Below are 15516 nucleotides of genomic sequence, written 5' to 3'. Positions count from 1 at the left end.
ATTATGCAAATAAAAAATGATTCAAAGTAAAAATAGTAGAGTTGTTCATAATATGCAAAATGAATACAGGAAAAATAAAAGCGTAATATTTAGAAAGGTGGTTCCTGATTACGCATTATAAAAATATTAATTATAAAAGGAGAACTTCTAAGTTGAAAAAAATCCTCGTAATTGACGATGAGATTGCAATCAGAGATCTGATTGAATTGGTGCTGAAGAGAGAAAATTATCAGGTGAAAACTGCTGAAAACGGTGCTATTGGACTTATGGAGATCAACTCTTTTCATCCGGATCTGGTTTTGCTGGACTTAATGTTACCAGACTATTCCGGTTATGATCTTTGCAGGGAAATAGTAAAAAAATCCACAATCCCCGTAATCATGTTATCTGCAAAAAATGAAACAATTGATAAAGTGTTGGGCCTTGAGCTTGGAGCAGAAGATTATTTGACAAAACCTTTTGACAACAGAGAACTCATAGCCAGAATCAAAGTTGTATTAAGAAGATATGAACCCGGTGACCAGATCACAAACAGCAATACGAATCCGGTTATATGTGGTGATCTGGAGATTGATTTTGAAACAAAGAGGGTGATAAACGGAGGAAATCAAGTTTCTTTGACAGCAAAGGAATTTAAAATCCTTGAAACTCTTTCCAAAAGGCCTAAAAAAACATTTACCAGAGATGAACTCCTGGAAATTATATGGGGGTACGATTATATAGGTGAAAGCCGGAGTGTTGATATGACAATTATGCGGCTAAGAAAGAAACTGGAAGACGATTCCGAGAATCCAAGATATGTAAAGACCATCTATGGATTCGGTTACCAGTTTGGAGGTGATACTGATTGAAGTATGCAACCAGGCTTCTGTTAAGTTTTTTATTTTTCTCTATATTATCCTTTTCCATTATAATTATCTGGGTTAATAAAGCCATTGATCACTATAGCTTTGTGACAATAGAGAAACAGATGATGGAAAAGGCAGATATTTGTGAGCTGTCTTTTAGAGAGATACTGACAAAGTATGAAAAATCAACTGATCAGGAGGAAGCTTCCCATGTGGCAAAGGCTGTACTGGAAGTCTTAAAGGCTTCAGGAAAAGAAGTAAGAATCTATGATAATCATCTGAAGCTTTTAGGATTGGCTGAAGATGGAATTGTCGTGTATCATTCCTCTCCTAAAATTTTTATAGATAATATTAAAAATGCCTTAAAAGGAAATTATTCTTACACAGTCACTAATAAGAGTTTGATTTATTTTGCAATACCTATTCAAGATAAATATTATCAAAATGCATATATTTTCGAGATAGTAGAAGATATATCTTATTTTTACGATATTATGGATAAGATTAGATTTGTATTGATAATCGGTGCAGGTGGGTTTATCTTTCTCATAACTCTTTCAAGCTTTTACATTGCCCGTAAAACAACAAAGCCGATTAAATATCTTCTTGGAGCGACGGAAAAGTTTTCCAGGCAGCAATTTGATCCGGTCGAATTAAAAAGAAAAGATGAGCTTGGGATGCTTGCAGCAGGATTAAACCAGATGGGTATTAAATTAAACGACTATATACAGTATCAAAAGCAGTTTATTTCCAATGTTTCTCACGAGCTGAAGACACCCCTTGCCGCAATTCGGGGATTTTCTCAATATTTATACGAGGGAGAAAATGAGGATAAAGACTTAAAAAAGATATACTTCCATCTGGTAAATGAATCGGAACGACTTACAAAGCTCATCAATGAGCTTTTGACCCTTTCCAAATTTGATAATGCAGCACCGGAGCTTAACACGGATAAGGAAGATTTAGCGGAATTAACTTATCATGTTATTGAGGAGATGAAGCCAAAAGCGGAAAAGAGAGAAATATCAATAAAAGCAGATTTGGTAAAAGGAGCTTGGGCCAACGTTAATAAAATATTGATGACACACGCAATTGCAAATATTCTGGATAATGCAATAAAATACTCTGATAAAGGAGGACACATCAGAGTAGAGACTTCTATTGATCAAAATACAGCAGTTATAAAGATAAGTGATCAGGGCATTGGCATTCATAAGAGTGACCTTTCCCTTGTCCAGGAAAGATTTTACAGGGCTGGAAATTCGAATTTTGCAAATGGTTCTGGGCTGGGGCTATCTCTTTGTAAAGAGATCGTAGAGAAATTTAAAGGCCGGTTAATAATAGAAAGTGAGATTGGAGTCGGGACTAGTGTGTCACTTTTGCTTCCATTAGCATAATGTTACAAGAATGATACAAGTTTGTTATTACTCTAATAAAACTTTCATTTATAATCACACTGAGACAGAAATAAATAGACTTAAAATATTTGAAGGAGGAATAACAATGAAGGTATTTAGAAAAATGGCTATAATGGCCATATCTTTTGTATTTTGCGGAATGGTTTTAGGAGGGTGTGGTAAATCACCAGGAAATGCATTAACAGATACGCCAACCGACACACCAACTAATTCCGCTGGCGAAACCCAGGCTGGTACATCGGCTGAGACTGTAGAGGACAGTTCAACGGATGGTTCCGAAGAAATAATAAAAGAAGGCACGGTTGAAAAGAGCGGAAATGTTGTTCTAAAACAGCTGGCATTTGTGTACAAAGAGAATACCATTGCCATTTCAGACATTGCAGATGATCAGAAAATTGAGAGTATGCTGGGAAAGGCAGATGAGATTAAATCTCATACTTATTCTGAGGACGATGGTTTAAACATGGATCAGCTGAACGGATTGACAGAAAAACAGTACCAATATCCTGGTCTTGTTATAAAAACCATTGATGCGGCCGAAGATAAGAAGTCATTTATCTTTCGTATTGAAATCACTGACCCCCAATATCCTACAGTAAGAAATATCAAAGTCGGAGATAGCTTTGAAAAGCTTAAAGAGGCTTATCCTGAAGGGAATTTAATGGGAGGTGAATTGAGTGACCAAGAGGATGATTTCCGGTATGAACCGGTTAATTATGTGGATGTGATGAGCTTTCATATAAAAGATAAAAAGGTTGAAAGCATCCTGATATATTCACTTATAGATTAATGGGCAATTCAGAAAGCTGCAAGGCAGGGGAAATTTAAAATGCTTCTGTGACATCTGGAAGATTACATGAAAAACGACATAATAAAGCCAAAGGGCGGTCTTGGATAAACCAAGGCCGCTGTTCTCTTTTAAAGCATTGGTCCGGATTGACATAGTATCGTTTTTTAATAATTGTCCATGGTATTAAATTATTCCCCATTGTATCAAAGGCTAAAATTATGTATAATAACCTGGCAGTTAGTTTTGCCTAACAAAAAGTAGGAGGCCTGTTTTGAAAAAGGTAAAATTCAGTTCCGTAAATAATAAAAAGTCATTTCCTTTCAGGCTGGTTGTTGCTCTTTTATGTGCCGCCCTCATTCTGTCAGTATTTTTGGCTCTTGGGCTTGGTGCGGTACACATATCCCTTACTGATACATATGCCATCATTATGAACCGCCTGTTTGGTATAGAAAGGCAGGGAACAGGTGAAATTTTAAAGAGCGCCAATGCTTCCATCATATGGAAAATCCGCTTTCCCAGAGTTTTGCTTGGTGTTGCCGCAGGTGCCGGTCTTGCACTGTGTGGATCAGTCATGCAGGCAACAGTACAAAATCCTCTGGCAGAGCCGTATATTCTGGGGATATCTTCCGGAGCGTCGCTGGGAGCTACGATTGCGGTTTTTATCGGTACCGCGATTCCGTTCATCGGCAGCATATCTTCGGTATCCCTGCTGGCTTTTTTGGGAGCAGTGGGAGCTACCGGTGCGGTTTTATTCCTGGCCTCTGTGGGCGGACAGGCCACATCAGGCAAGCTGATTCTTTCCGGAACTATTATTAATGCCATATGCACCTCTTTTTCAAATTTTATTATTTCAGTAGCCGGCGATGGAAACGGTATGTTAAGCATAAAATTCTGGACAATGGGATCCCTGACCCGGGGAAGCTGGAATAACCTTATTTTGCCCAGCTGCGTTGTGGCTGCCAGCTGCATGTTTTTTCTCAGCCAGTACCGGACTTTAAATACCATGCTGCTCGGTGATGAGGCGGCATCTACCTTGGGCGTAAATCTCAGCTTTTACAGAAAGCTGTATATGGCAGCGGCGGCTCTTTTAACCGGCGTATTGGTCTCTGCCTGTGGTGTGATCGGCTTTGTGGGGCTTATGATTCCGCATATTGCAAGAGCTGTAGTGGGAGCGGACCATCGCCGCCTGCTGCCTGTTACGGTTTTGCTGGGCGGAATATTTCTGGTTTGGGCGGATGCGCTGGCAAGAGTTGTAATACCCAATGGGGAGCTTGCCATTGGAATTGTAACATCTATGATTGGCGCACCGTTTTTTGCCTATATTTTAATAAAACGGCATTACCGTTTTGGTTAGTGAGGTTTGAGAATGGATGTTACTGTACGGGACTTAAAAGTTCATTTAGCGGCAAATGAGATTTTAAAAGGAGTATCCCTGGAGGTTAAAAATGGAAAATTTATTGGTGTTTTAGGGCCTAACGGCAGTGGGAAATCCACGCTGCTTAAAACGGTATACCGTATGCAAAAGGCATCTGACGGTGTGGTAATGCTGGATGATAAGCCATTGCAAAGCTACAAGCCAAAAGCATTGGCCCGGGAAATGGCAGTCGTAGGGCAGTTCAACAATATAAATTTTGATTTAACGGTTGAAGAAATTGTTATGCTGGGGCGTTCCCCTCACCTGGGTGCCTTGGAAAGGGAGAAGCAGAAGGACCGGGATCTTGTGGCGGATTCTTTAGCAAAGGTAGGTATGGAAAGCTATGCAAAACGAAGTTTTGCCACCTTGTCAGGAGGAGAAAAGCAGCGGATTGTTTTGGCGCGGGCGCTGGCACAGCAGCCGTCCCTTCTTATTTTGGACGAGCCCACAAATCACCTGGATATTACATATCAGCTGCAGATTTTAAGTATTATCAAAAATTTAGGTATTAACGTTTTGGCAGCCCTTCATGATTTATCTTTGGCAGCACAATATTGCGATGCCATTTACATTTTGAACAAAGGGATGATTGATTCCTATGGATCACCCAAAGAGATTATTGACCGCGAAATGGTACGCCGGATTTATGGGGTGGATTGTAAGATAACAGAGGACAGTCAGGCAGGAATGGCAATCAGCTATTTTCCGCTTGTGTAACATGACAAATTTAACCTCATTAAGCAGCGAAGCGGATTGCGAATATCCGATTGATTAAAAAAGGAGTAAGAAATGAAAAATAACAGGATGAGAAAGAACATGGCGGCTTTTACAGCAGGTACTATGATTTTAGGAGCAATTTTAAGCGGATGCAGTCCAAAGGGGGATAACTCTCAGGTTACTGCTGCCCCACAAAGTACGTCCTCCCCTTCGTCAGAAGTTTCACAAAGCGGTAGCGTGAATACCGGGTATCCGATTACGGTAGAAACAAAAGGCAGTGACTTTGTCACCATAGGGCAGACATATAACAAGGCTCCGGACAGAGTTGTTACAGCCAATGCATCATCCATAGAACTGCTTTACAACTTAGGTCTTTCAGACAAGATTGGGGGCACAATAGCCATTGACAATGCACCGGGAGAGGAGTGGAAAGAACTGTATGATTCACTGGACATTCTGGGTGATAAGATGACCATCAGCAAAGAGGTAATTGCGGCAGCCCAGCCGGATGTTATTATCGGACGCAGCGCAACGTTTGCAGAGGGTACCTTTGGCTCCATTCCGGAACTAAATGAGCTGGGGATCAACGTTTATGCACAAAAAGCAAGTGATATGAGCACGGATGTTTCCATGAAGAATATTATTGATGACGTAACTGCCCTGGGTGAAATTTTTGATGTTCAGGATAAAGCAAATGCATATGCCGAAAACCTGACAAAGCGTTTCAACACAGTTTCAGAAAAGGTTGCGGCTTCAGCTGGAGACAAAACGTTTCGTGTGTTGGTTATGGCAACTTATAAGGAAGGAACATTTGTGGTTTTCGGTGCAAATGCGAAACTGCAAAATGGAATGCTTTCCGCATTAAATTGTGTAAATGTCATGGATAAGGGCGGTTCCAATCTAACATTGGAAAACCTTGTAGAAGCAAATCCAGATGTTATTATTTATATTACCGCGGACCGCAATGCGGAAAATGATGCAAAGGCTGTAGAAAGTATAAAAAATGAAGAAGTACTGGCATCAATACCGGCTGTCGTAAATAACAGGATCATTGAAATACCCTATGATGCTTTTATGGACTATGGTGTGCGTAACTTCGATACGTTGGAAGAACTTTCAGACTTCCTCTATAACTAATTAAGGTGGAACAAATGGAAACAATTCATGCAGCAGGGAGAGACTTGGAACTGTTGGTGCCACCCGGCTTTTCTTCCGGAACAAGCAGTTGTCCGGTTGTATATGCGCTGGATGCAGACCTCATTTTCCAGGCACTGGAAAAAATTCCGGAAGAAAAGAAATCATACCCCTTTCTTTTAGTCGGAGTGCCGCCTTTGAACCGGCTGTCCCAGTATACACCCTGGCCTGCCAAAGCGCTTCATGAACGCTTTGCCGATTTCGGAGGCAAGGGAGAGGAATATCTGGATTATTTGGAGAAGGTTCTCATTCCAAGCGTTAATAAGGAACTGTTTGGCAATGTACCTCCTGCCAAGACAGCATTATTGGGACACTCCCTTGGCGGGCTGTTTGGGATATATACTTTGTATAAGACAGATGTTTTTGATCATGTTGTTTCAATTTCGGGTTCCTTCTGGTATCCGGAATGGGCTGAGTTTGTGAAAAAAAATGCTCCGGTCAACAAAAACGTGTCCGTATTTCTTTCTTCAGGAGAAGATGAAGGGAAAGATGCCCATGATATTAAAAGAAATGCTGCACAGGCAACAAAAGAGACTTATGAAGCACTCCTGAATCATTTGCCCCAGGGCAATATAGAAATGCAGTGGAATTCTTATGGTCATCATGAAAATATACCTCTGAAATTATCCGGGGCACTGGCTTACTTGGATGAGAGGTTCCCATAACAAGCATAAACACATACGAATTAAAACCTATTTGGGAAAACACCGCAAAGGAACAGTCTGTCCTTATGCGGTGGTTTCCCTATTACCATATGGAAAGAAAGGATGGATCAAATGGAGGCTCAAACTGCTCTGAATATACTGAAACAGGCTTATCGGCTTTCCCCGTTCCGTGTGAATAATGTAATAAAGTTTGTGAAATACCCATCGGACAAGCCTACCTCTTACCAAACCATACACGGAGCATTTATCTTTCCCCTTGAGGGAGAAGCAGAGATAAGGTTCGATGATAAATGCTTTAATGCAAAGCCAGGGACAATGGTGCATGGCTGCCCTGGGTGTCAGCTTACTTTTCACGTTTTAGGGGATAATCCGTTTACTCATATCAATATTTATTACCATCAGATAAGCAGTAATTTATTGTTTTTCATGCCCATTGATTTGCCTGCTGTTTTACCGGTTTTGCAAGAACTGGCCGATGCCAATGAACAGATAGATATTCATTCCATTCTTCAAAAGCAATTGCTGTCCCGCCAGGTTTTTCAGAACATTTTCTTCAACGGTGAGAAGGATAATGCTGCCGAAGATTACCATATTGTGAAAGAGCTTGTGGACTATATAGAAGATAACTACAGGAATGCACTGACAATGGAGGATTTGGCAAATTATATCGGGAAAAGCAAATCACAGCTTTCCTATCTTTTTTATAAATACACACAATGCCGGCCCATTGATTTTCTCATAGATTACAGGATTAATGTGGCTGCTAAGCTTCTGCGGGAGCAGGGGTGTACTGTGACCCAGGCTGCGGATGCTGTGGGGTATGCGGATCCGCTTCATTTCAGCCGTTTATTCAAAAAACGCACCGGCTATGCGCCGAGCCAGATACAAAGAAAAAATGGAGAATAAGTACATTATGGTAATGTATCAATATATGCCGGATTTATCTATTACATCAGCATCATATGAACCTCATGTAAGGGATCCCAGGGGCAATAGCTCATAGTTTTCTGATTTTACTATGAATATTTTTTGGTGGTTTTAGGTTTGATTATATTTTTTGTAACAATAACATGGGCTTTTTGGGCAAAGGCCCATAAGCCATATAAGTCTTGAAATTTGATTTCGATTAATGTTCAGGCTTTGCTGAACCAATACGTTCGCTATACGTAAAGAATCATATCTATCTATACGTTCTTAAAAACTCGTTTGATCTCTTGGCTAAGCATTTGATTTTCAACGTCTCTTTTCCATTACTTATGATTTAAGAATTTATATTAACCAGTTCTTGATGCATTTAAAGTTTTGAAAGCCTTCTTGATGTTTAAAGAATTTTGATGTTCTTTGTTATAACAAAATCTTATGTATTCTTCTTTAGAAGGCCCGGAATTTGTTAATAGTTCAAGCTATTTACGAAGTTTCAGGTTTTCTTGTGCTCGTTTTTGATTTCATACTGATACAAATAAAGCGCGGTTCCACGTTCTGGAACGCACTTTATTCGTATTCTTCAGGTTCACTTATCCAACGATATAAAGAACTATAATGAATGAAAAGTTCCTTTGGCATTTCTGAAACAGACATACCATCTTTATGAAAAAGTTTTACTGCAACAATTTTAAATACTTTATCAAAGTTCCTTCTTGCTATAGCGCAGACTACCTTTCACAATATTCCCTTGACTATGTGTTTATTTTATTACACCATATCTACAACACCCTCTTTTAATATGTCCTTAACAAAGGGTGCAGTTTGCTTGTTATGATACGCTTACTTCCGATCAGTACACCGATTGGACTCAATTTTAAACACTGCTTTCATACTAATTCGTTTTCTGACAAACTTGTCACTCAATACATATTATAGGGTATAAAGAATTCAAAGTTTCTTTATATATTCTGTTTTAAATCCTGTACAGAATACTTATATGCAAAGAATTAAAACACCACACCTTAACAGGAGGGGATTATAATGAGTAATTGTAGAAATTGTAACGATAATTTCCGCTGTGATAGTCGTAGTTGTTGCGCTGGTCGCAGTTGTTGTGAGGGTTCCGGAAGCTGCCTAGGACCAACTGGCCCAACTGGACCGACTGGGCCGCAGGGACCAACAGGGCCAACTGGTCCTGGACCTATTGGAGCAACTGGCCCCACCGGCCCGACTGGTCCCATTGGTCTTACCGGAGCAACTGGCCCCATAGGACTTACCGGTGACACTGGTCCAACCGGTCCCACTGGCCCAACAGGCTTAACAGGCCCTATAGGGCTTACTGGCGACCCTGGTCCAATTGGCCCCACTGGCCCCATCGGACTTACTGGCGACCCTGGTCCAACCGGTCCTATTGGACTTACTGGAGATACTGGCCCAATTGGGCCCACCGGACCTACTGGAGATACTGGCCCAATTGGGCCCACCGGATCTACTGGAGATACTGGCCCAACCGGTCCCACCGGACCTACTGGCGTTACTGGTCCCACCGGACCTATCGGTGACACTGGCCCAACAGGCCCCATAGGGCTTACTGGAGATACTGGCCCCACCGGACCTACTGGAGATACAGGACCTACTGGCCCTATCGGACTTACTGGAGAAACTGGGCCTACTGGACCTACAGGCCCAACCGGCCCCAGCGGACTAACTGGAGATACAGGACCTACTGGACCTATCGGAGATATTGGCCCAACTGGGCCAACCGGACCTATTGGCGATACTGGGCCAACTGGCCCCATCGGACTTACTGGAGACACTGGACCTATCGGAGATACTGGCCCAACTGGGCCAACCGGACCTGCCGGAGACACTGGGCCAACCGGTCCCATCGGACTTACTGGAGATACTGGCCCAACCGGTCCCATCGGACTTACTGGAGATACTGGCCCAACTGGGCCAACCGGACCTACTGGAGATACTGGGCCAACTGGCCCTATTGGGCTAACTGGAGACACTGGCCCAACTGGGCCAACCGGACCTACCGGTGACACCGGCCTAACGGGAGCAGATGGAGTGACCGGTCCGACAGGCCCACCGGGTCAACCTGCCCAACTGTCAGGTATTCAAGTGCAATATATCATTACCTCGACGGAAACGATTAATGACGGCGACCTCATTCCGTTTAACCAGTTAATTGACAGCAATGGCACTTATATTAATTTCAATGCTAGTACAGGAGAGCTCATATTGCAACAACCGGGTAGCTATTACGTTAATTGGTGGGCAGCGGTAGGCGGTTCCCCTATAGCAATCACATTCTCACTTGCTTTACAGGTAAACGGGGTGGTTCACTCAAACTCTTCTTCGATCATTAACAGTGAGCAAATATCCGGTTCAGATTTTCTTAGCATCACAACCACGCCGGCTGTCATTACACTCAACAACGTGACGGGCAACGAAATTTTCTTTTTCGAACTTCTTGCAACCGCAAATCTGAGCATTATTTATCTTGAAGTGTAATTTTAGATAGTTTCATCATTTTGGCATTCCTGGGGCCTTCTGTTCTTAATGAGAGCTGAAGGCCCTAATGCCATTATCCTGAACGTCTTCCTCCGTAGTCCGCATTCCATTATCATTTTTTACTTGGAACGGCCAGTCTTTGAAGGGTCAAGCTCGGAAAAGTCTAGAAAAAGGCTTGGTTTTTAGGTCAAGTCCCATAAGGATTCACAGTCCCTTCTTTATACATCGGGCCCAACATGGCCCGATGTTCTGCTGTTCAGATACAGAAATACCGCTCTGCTTGTCCAATAGGGCTGTATACTGTGTAAAGGTGGCGGAACATGTTTTATTTTGAGAGTTTCTATTCGGGACATAGAATAAAGCGTTTCCCATTTTCCTTATATGTGCGCCCCTACCGGCCCCGCCGGGCTTGCTGGTGACACCGGCCCCATCGGGCTGACTCTGATTACGCAAGCATATGCAAATGCAAATATACCAGAGCAGACGGTAGCTACAAATGCTGCTGTCACGTATGGGACCAATACTACAGTTGGAACATTAGCGGCTGGGGACACCGTACAGGTTGTAAACGGAGCTGTTGAGACTGTGACACTGGCGGAAAGCCCTGGTGTTACCGGCAGTGCCGGACACCTGATGTTTTTCAGGATCGCGGATATGGGAGGATAATTTTAACGGCAAGAGCAGGCGGGAATTGGCATTCGTCAATTCCCGCCTGTCTAATGCGATTTTGTCTGAGGCATATACAGAAAAGCACTTCCATTCTCTGGACTTTATGTTTTCGACTTCTATGTAAAGCAGTAGCGCTGCATTCATTATACAAGTAAGGGATGTACCTCCGTTGTTCCGTAATCACAGCTGAAATACCTCTGCCGGAATTATTATATGGAATGCATTCTGAAAAAATATTCATGACTCTTAGCTTATTAATATTGATCAAATGGTGCAGTTGTTAAGGTGACCTTTCAGCACCAATATATATTTTTTATATTTCGGACAAGGAGGAGAGGATATTTCCCCAATATTAATATAGTGGTAGGTTTACATCAGTTCAATTGCGGGCAAAGATTTTTGTTTGAATAAATAATATAATACTTGACAAAAAGAATAAGGCAATCTATTCTATAATTGAACGTTGTTCAATTACAAAAGGGGAATAATTATGACTCATCGCAGGACAATGAAAAGTTTACGGCTAATGAGTTGCTCCAATGGAATTTGAAAAAGTGCAGTGAATTCGCTGCTGATTGCTTTCGGGCATTTAGGGAATATAACTGACTTGGTCATTATTGAAAAAACCGAAGGTGCGATTGCGGGTACAAGAACCCTCTGCACTTACGGAAAATCCAAATTCTAAGGAAACAGAAAAATGGCTATTATTTTTGAGGTAAAAGCTGTGATAGGAGAATCTTAATGAAATCGGAGAAAACCAAAGAAAGAATCGTAGAGCAAACCATAGAGCTGATTCAGGAATCCAATGGTCTGACAGAAAACATCACCATCCGGAAAATTGCTGAAAAATCAAATGTAGGTTTAGGACTGATCAATCACTATTTTGGTACAAAGGAAAAGTTGATTGAGGAATGTGTGCAGGGAATCATCAGCGGGGTGATTGGTGCTTTTCGCCCAAACTATACGGAAGAAGAGGACTGTGTTGCAGCCACCAAGCGGGTTGCCAAACAGGTGATGGATTTTTTAATGGATAATCCGGAAATATCAAAAGTCTCTATTTTGGGGGATTTAAAGCAGCCTGAGGAAAGGGATAACACCATGGGTACTGTTTACGGTTTTGGCAGCCGGCTGTCCGGCGGGAATATGCAAAACTTTCATAAGATCAATTCATTTATGATTACTGCTGTCATGCAGGTAGCATTTTTGCGTAAGGATATCCTGCGCCTGACACTGGGGATTGATCTTAATGACAAGGTACAGCGGGATGTTTTTATTGATGATTTAATTGAGAAGTTTCAATAACACGTTCACCATCGCGGGGAGCCCGCCCCAAACGAGGAAAAATTACAATTATTCAGGAGGTGATATCTTGGGGAAGAAAATAATTATTGTAACGATCCTGCTAGCTATCATGGCTGGCGTAGGTTTTCTGGCAGACTATCTTCTTTCGGTTCAAAGATACAAAGATATGATTGCCAATATTACTTATGTTAATGTCAATGCCTCCGATGTGCCGGATGGTACGTATATTGGCGATTATGATGCCGGATTTATTTCTGCAAAAGTAGAGGTTGCTGTAGAAAATGGCATGATTACCAACATAACCTTGTTAGAGCATCACAATGAAAGAGGCAAATCTGCGGAGGGCATTGTAAACGAGATCGTGGCCAAACAAAAGATTGATGTGGATGCAGTTTCCGGGGCCACCAATTCAAGCATTGTGATTAAAAAGGCGGTTGACAATGCTCTGTCTAACGTTAATTCGTATCCGGCACTGGATTAAGGTATATCAAGAGTTGAATTAAATTTAAAACGGTACATATGGTTGATGCATGCAATTAAAAAGGTAAGGATATAAAAATTGAAGTCTGGTGCAGGTTGATTATGAATAAACCCTGCTTTCCCATTGGGAAGAGCTGGAAGAAATGGTGAATGGTATGGGGAGTAATATTGAAAAATTATCAAAAAGCAGACATCAGTTAAAAACAGTGGTAATGTTAGGATCCTTTGCTTTTGGTTTAATGTCATTTGTATTGCCGATTTATAGTAAAAAAATTGGTGGAGATGCATTATCTATTGGAGGGCTGTTTTCAATATTCAGCCTTGTAACTTTGCTGTTAAGGCCAGTGATCGGGAAAGGTACTGATAAATACGGCAGAAAAGTTTTTTTCGTTGCAGCGTTTTTCTTTTATGGGCTGTCCATGTTGTTGTTCTCATATTCAACCAATATTCTCATGTTGTATATGAGCCGGTTTGTCCAGGCAATAGGTGCTTCGTTCATGTGGATTTCAGCATATTCCATTGCTATAGATACCGCAGAGGATGAAAAAAAAGGAGCGGCTATTGGGCAAGTTGATGGTGCAAGCAGTAAGGGATCGTTTTATGGTGCCTTGATAGGCTTTACATTAATGGGCAATTTCACTCTTATGAGCGGTTGGAGTATTTTATTTAAGGGATATGCAGTATTGTCCATTGCAGCAGGCTATATAGCATACAGGCATATACCGGAGACAAAATCCTTCGGACATGAACCGGCTGATTGCGGCAGCAGTGAATGGAACCATGGATTTGTAAAATTATTATTAGTAGTATTTTTCAGTGCAATATCAATATCCATGGTGAGCCCTCTGCTGATGATTTATCTTCAGGAGAAGTTTACCACTGATGTGGGTGAATTGGCGGCCGCTTTTGTGCCCGCAGCTGTAGTATATGGGTTTTTACCTGGAAAGCTGGGCAAGGTCAGTGATAAATTTGGCAGGATCATGCCCTTGGTTATAGGACTGATTGCTTCAGGTATAGTTTCTTTATGTTTCCCCGGTGTTCACAGTATGAAATTATTGGTTGTACTTTGGGTCCTGGAGTCCATAGGGGTTGTCCTGGCTTCTCCTGCAGAGAAAGCATTGGTCGCAGATATGGCGGGAGAAAATATCCGCGGTTCGGCATATGGCATGTATTTGTTTGCAGCTAGTCTGGGCGCAGTCATTGGGCCGTTGATGGGCGGATGGCTGTATGACACTTTCGGATATGGGTTTCCGTTCTATGTCAATGGGATTACGCTGTTGCTTGATGCAATTTTAGCAATAATTCTGTTGGGTCAATACAGAAAAAATGTGCCGAATAAAAATTAAATGTTTTTTATTCCGCTATTTAGATATAGCATTGAATAAACAGTTACAAGTATTCAATGCTATATTTTTTCTTTTTTATTTGCTATAATTAATCAAATCAGAATTTTAAAATGAGAGGAGTAAGACAATGATTGTTAGAAAAGCCAGTTCAGATAAGATAAATGACATCATAATCTTTTATGATAAGATGTGTAAGATGCTTGGTAATTCCTCTTTTTTACCTGAAGGAAATAAAGGAGGATTTCCCTCCGGAAGATTAATAGCAGATTCTATTAATAATGATGAATTATTTGTCGGAATTGAAGATGATTGCATTATGGCTGCATATATCATAAATCATCTTTGTGATGCTTCTTATGATAACGTAAAATGGCAGGTTGATGCCAATAAAGAAGAAGCCTCTATTCTCCATGCACTTCGAATTTCTCCGGACTATAGTGGGCGTGGTTATGCAAAGAGATTAGTTGAACACGCAATCCAGACAGCAAAACAGAATAAACAAAAGGCTATTCGCCTGGACTGTATTAAAGGGAATGATGTGCCGCAAAAAATGTACCTGTCATATGGGTTCAAGCATATCGATACTGTAGATATTTTTTATGAGGACATTGGGATAGAAAGGAAGTTTCTATTATTTGAACTTTTGCTGTAAATAAGAATCAGGTATACAGTAGTAAAATGCCGTTTACATATCAATTTCCCAGTAGAAGACTGTGAGGTGAGAACCTAATATGACACTGCAAATAAAACGAATCTATGAATCTTTTCAGGAAAGTGATGGGATCCGTTTGCTGGTGGACCGCCTGTGGCCGCGGGGGATTTCCAAGGAAAGGGCACACTTGGACGGCTGGGTGAAAGAACTGGCTCCCAGCCAACAGCTACGGATATGGTTTGGACATAAAAAGGAAAACTTCGGCAAATTTGCCATGCTTTACCGCACTGAGCTGGATACAGATGCTGAGGCACAAGCAGCTGCCCGGCAGGTCATCCATCAAAGTAAGGAAAATATGGTTACCTTGTTGTATGGGGCAAAAGACCCTCAGATAAACCATGCTGTTATTTTAAAAGAATATCTGGAATCTAAAATAGATATGGAATAATAAAGTCAATATATGGTTAAAAGAATCTGGGGTAAGATGGTCTGCTTTATGGAAAAAAGCAGCCTTGATAAATCGAATAGGAAGAATACGGAGAAAGTGCGTTTCCATACATGGAACCGCACTTTTTTC

General features: G+C 41.4%; 16 protein-coding genes. 15 read left to right on the top strand and 1 reads right to left on the bottom strand.

What is annotated here, in order from left to right:
- Positions 1–152: 152 nt before the first annotated feature.
- From K401_RS0128580 to K401_RS0128540, 8 genes are all read left to right on the top strand, one after another.
- Positions 153–851: a response regulator transcription factor gene (locus K401_RS0128580; protein ID WP_024296155.1), complete on the top strand. Its 699-nt coding sequence runs from the start codon at positions 153–155 to the stop codon at positions 849–851.
- Positions 848–2245, top strand: coding sequence for a sensor histidine kinase (locus K401_RS0128575; protein ID WP_207641468.1), 1398 nt, complete (start codon positions 848–850; stop codon positions 2243–2245). The genes K401_RS0128580 and K401_RS0128575 overlap by 4 nt, the downstream gene beginning before the upstream one ends.
- 106 nt (positions 2246–2351) lie before the next feature.
- Positions 2352–3056, top strand: coding sequence for a hypothetical protein (locus tag K401_RS0128570; protein WP_024296153.1), 705 nt, complete (start codon positions 2352–2354; stop codon positions 3054–3056).
- A 271-nt stretch (positions 3057–3327) separates the two neighbouring features.
- Positions 3328–4410 (top strand): FecCD family ABC transporter permease, encoded by a 1083-nt coding sequence (locus tag K401_RS0128560; protein WP_024296152.1) that lies wholly within the window; start codon positions 3328–3330, stop codon positions 4408–4410.
- Between the two features lie 12 nt (positions 4411–4422).
- Positions 4423–5187, top strand: a complete 765-nt coding sequence (locus tag K401_RS0128555; protein ID WP_024296151.1) for an ABC transporter ATP-binding protein — start codon at positions 4423–4425, stop codon at positions 5185–5187.
- A 72-nt stretch (positions 5188–5259) separates the two neighbouring features.
- Positions 5260–6324, top strand: a complete 1065-nt coding sequence (locus tag K401_RS0128550) for an ABC transporter substrate-binding protein (protein ID WP_051153156.1) — start codon at positions 5260–5262, stop codon at positions 6322–6324.
- A 14-nt stretch (positions 6325–6338) separates the two neighbouring features.
- Positions 6339–7046 carry an alpha/beta hydrolase gene (locus K401_RS0128545; RefSeq protein WP_024296149.1) on the top strand — a complete coding sequence of 236 codons (708 nt, stop codon included), beginning with the start codon at positions 6339–6341 and terminating at the stop codon, positions 7044–7046.
- Positions 7047–7157: 111 nt separating this feature from the next.
- On the top strand, positions 7158–7952 hold the full coding sequence (locus K401_RS0128540; RefSeq protein ID WP_024296148.1) for a helix-turn-helix domain-containing protein: 795 nt from the start codon (positions 7158–7160) through the stop codon (positions 7950–7952).
- 585 nt (positions 7953–8537) lie between these two features.
- Here the strand turns inward: K401_RS0128540 and K401_RS34300 are convergent.
- On the bottom strand, positions 8538–8690 hold the full coding sequence (locus K401_RS34300; RefSeq protein ID WP_084493009.1) for a transposase: 153 nt from the start codon (positions 8688–8690) through the stop codon (positions 8538–8540).
- A 321-nt stretch (positions 8691–9011) separates the two neighbouring features.
- Between K401_RS34300 and K401_RS31615 the strand changes: the two genes are divergently transcribed.
- From K401_RS31615 to K401_RS0128505, 7 genes are all read left to right on the top strand, one after another.
- A complete protein-coding gene (locus K401_RS31615; RefSeq protein WP_024296147.1) occupies positions 9012–10490 on the top strand; it encodes a collagen-like domain-containing protein in 1479 nt (492 codons plus the stop codon).
- A gap of 381 nt (positions 10491–10871) precedes the next feature.
- Complete coding sequence (locus tag K401_RS0128530) at positions 10872–11156, top strand: hypothetical protein (protein ID WP_024296146.1); 285 nt, start codon at positions 10872–10874, stop codon at positions 11154–11156.
- A gap of 744 nt (positions 11157–11900) precedes the next feature.
- The gene (locus K401_RS0128525) at positions 11901–12461 is read left to right on the top strand and encodes a TetR/AcrR family transcriptional regulator (RefSeq protein ID WP_024296145.1); all 561 of its coding nucleotides are present in this window, start codon (positions 11901–11903) and stop codon (positions 12459–12461) included.
- 67 nt (positions 12462–12528) lie between these two features.
- Positions 12529–12942: an FMN-binding protein gene (locus K401_RS0128520; protein ID WP_024296144.1), complete on the top strand. Its 414-nt coding sequence runs from the start codon at positions 12529–12531 to the stop codon at positions 12940–12942.
- A gap of 142 nt (positions 12943–13084) precedes the next feature.
- A complete protein-coding gene (locus K401_RS0128515; protein ID WP_024296143.1) occupies positions 13085–14287 on the top strand; it encodes an MFS transporter in 1203 nt (400 codons plus the stop codon).
- 127 nt (positions 14288–14414) lie between these two features.
- On the top strand, positions 14415–14939 hold the full coding sequence (locus tag K401_RS0128510; RefSeq protein WP_024296142.1) for a GNAT family N-acetyltransferase: 525 nt from the start codon (positions 14415–14417) through the stop codon (positions 14937–14939).
- Positions 14940–15018: 79 nt separating this feature from the next.
- Positions 15019–15387: a DUF488 domain-containing protein gene (locus K401_RS0128505; protein ID WP_024296141.1), complete on the top strand. Its 369-nt coding sequence runs from the start codon at positions 15019–15021 to the stop codon at positions 15385–15387.
- The last annotated feature ends 129 nt before the right edge of the window (positions 15388–15516 follow it).

Source organism: Lacrimispora indolis DSM 755, assembly GCF_000526995.1.
Lineage (GTDB): Bacteria > Bacillota > Clostridia > Lachnospirales > Lachnospiraceae > Lacrimispora > Lacrimispora indolis.
This window is presented reverse-complemented; position numbering and strand designations above follow the sequence as displayed.

Coding starts and splice junctions, on each gene's coding strand:
- K401_RS0128540 (WP_024296148.1), top strand. CDS start 7,158: ATGGAGGCTCAAACTGCTCTGAATATACTGAAACAGGCTTATCGGCTT.
- K401_RS0128530 (WP_024296146.1), top strand. CDS start 10,872: ATGTGCGCCCCTACCGGCCCCGCCGGGCTTGCTGGTGACACCGGCCCC.
- K401_RS0128570 (WP_024296153.1), top strand. CDS start 2,352: ATGAAGGTATTTAGAAAAATGGCTATAATGGCCATATCTTTTGTATTT.
- K401_RS31615 (WP_024296147.1), top strand. CDS start 9,012: ATGAGTAATTGTAGAAATTGTAACGATAATTTCCGCTGTGATAGTCGT.
- K401_RS0128550 (WP_051153156.1), top strand. CDS start 5,260: ATGAAAAATAACAGGATGAGAAAGAACATGGCGGCTTTTACAGCAGGT.
- K401_RS0128555 (WP_024296151.1), top strand. CDS start 4,423: ATGGATGTTACTGTACGGGACTTAAAAGTTCATTTAGCGGCAAATGAG.
- K401_RS0128525 (WP_024296145.1), top strand. CDS start 11,901: ATGAAATCGGAGAAAACCAAAGAAAGAATCGTAGAGCAAACCATAGAG.
- K401_RS0128545 (WP_024296149.1), top strand. CDS start 6,339: ATGGAAACAATTCATGCAGCAGGGAGAGACTTGGAACTGTTGGTGCCA.
- K401_RS0128515 (WP_024296143.1), top strand. CDS start 13,085: ATGGTGAATGGTATGGGGAGTAATATTGAAAAATTATCAAAAAGCAGA.
- K401_RS0128505 (WP_024296141.1), top strand. CDS start 15,019: ATGACACTGCAAATAAAACGAATCTATGAATCTTTTCAGGAAAGTGAT.
- K401_RS0128510 (WP_024296142.1), top strand. CDS start 14,415: ATGATTGTTAGAAAAGCCAGTTCAGATAAGATAAATGACATCATAATC.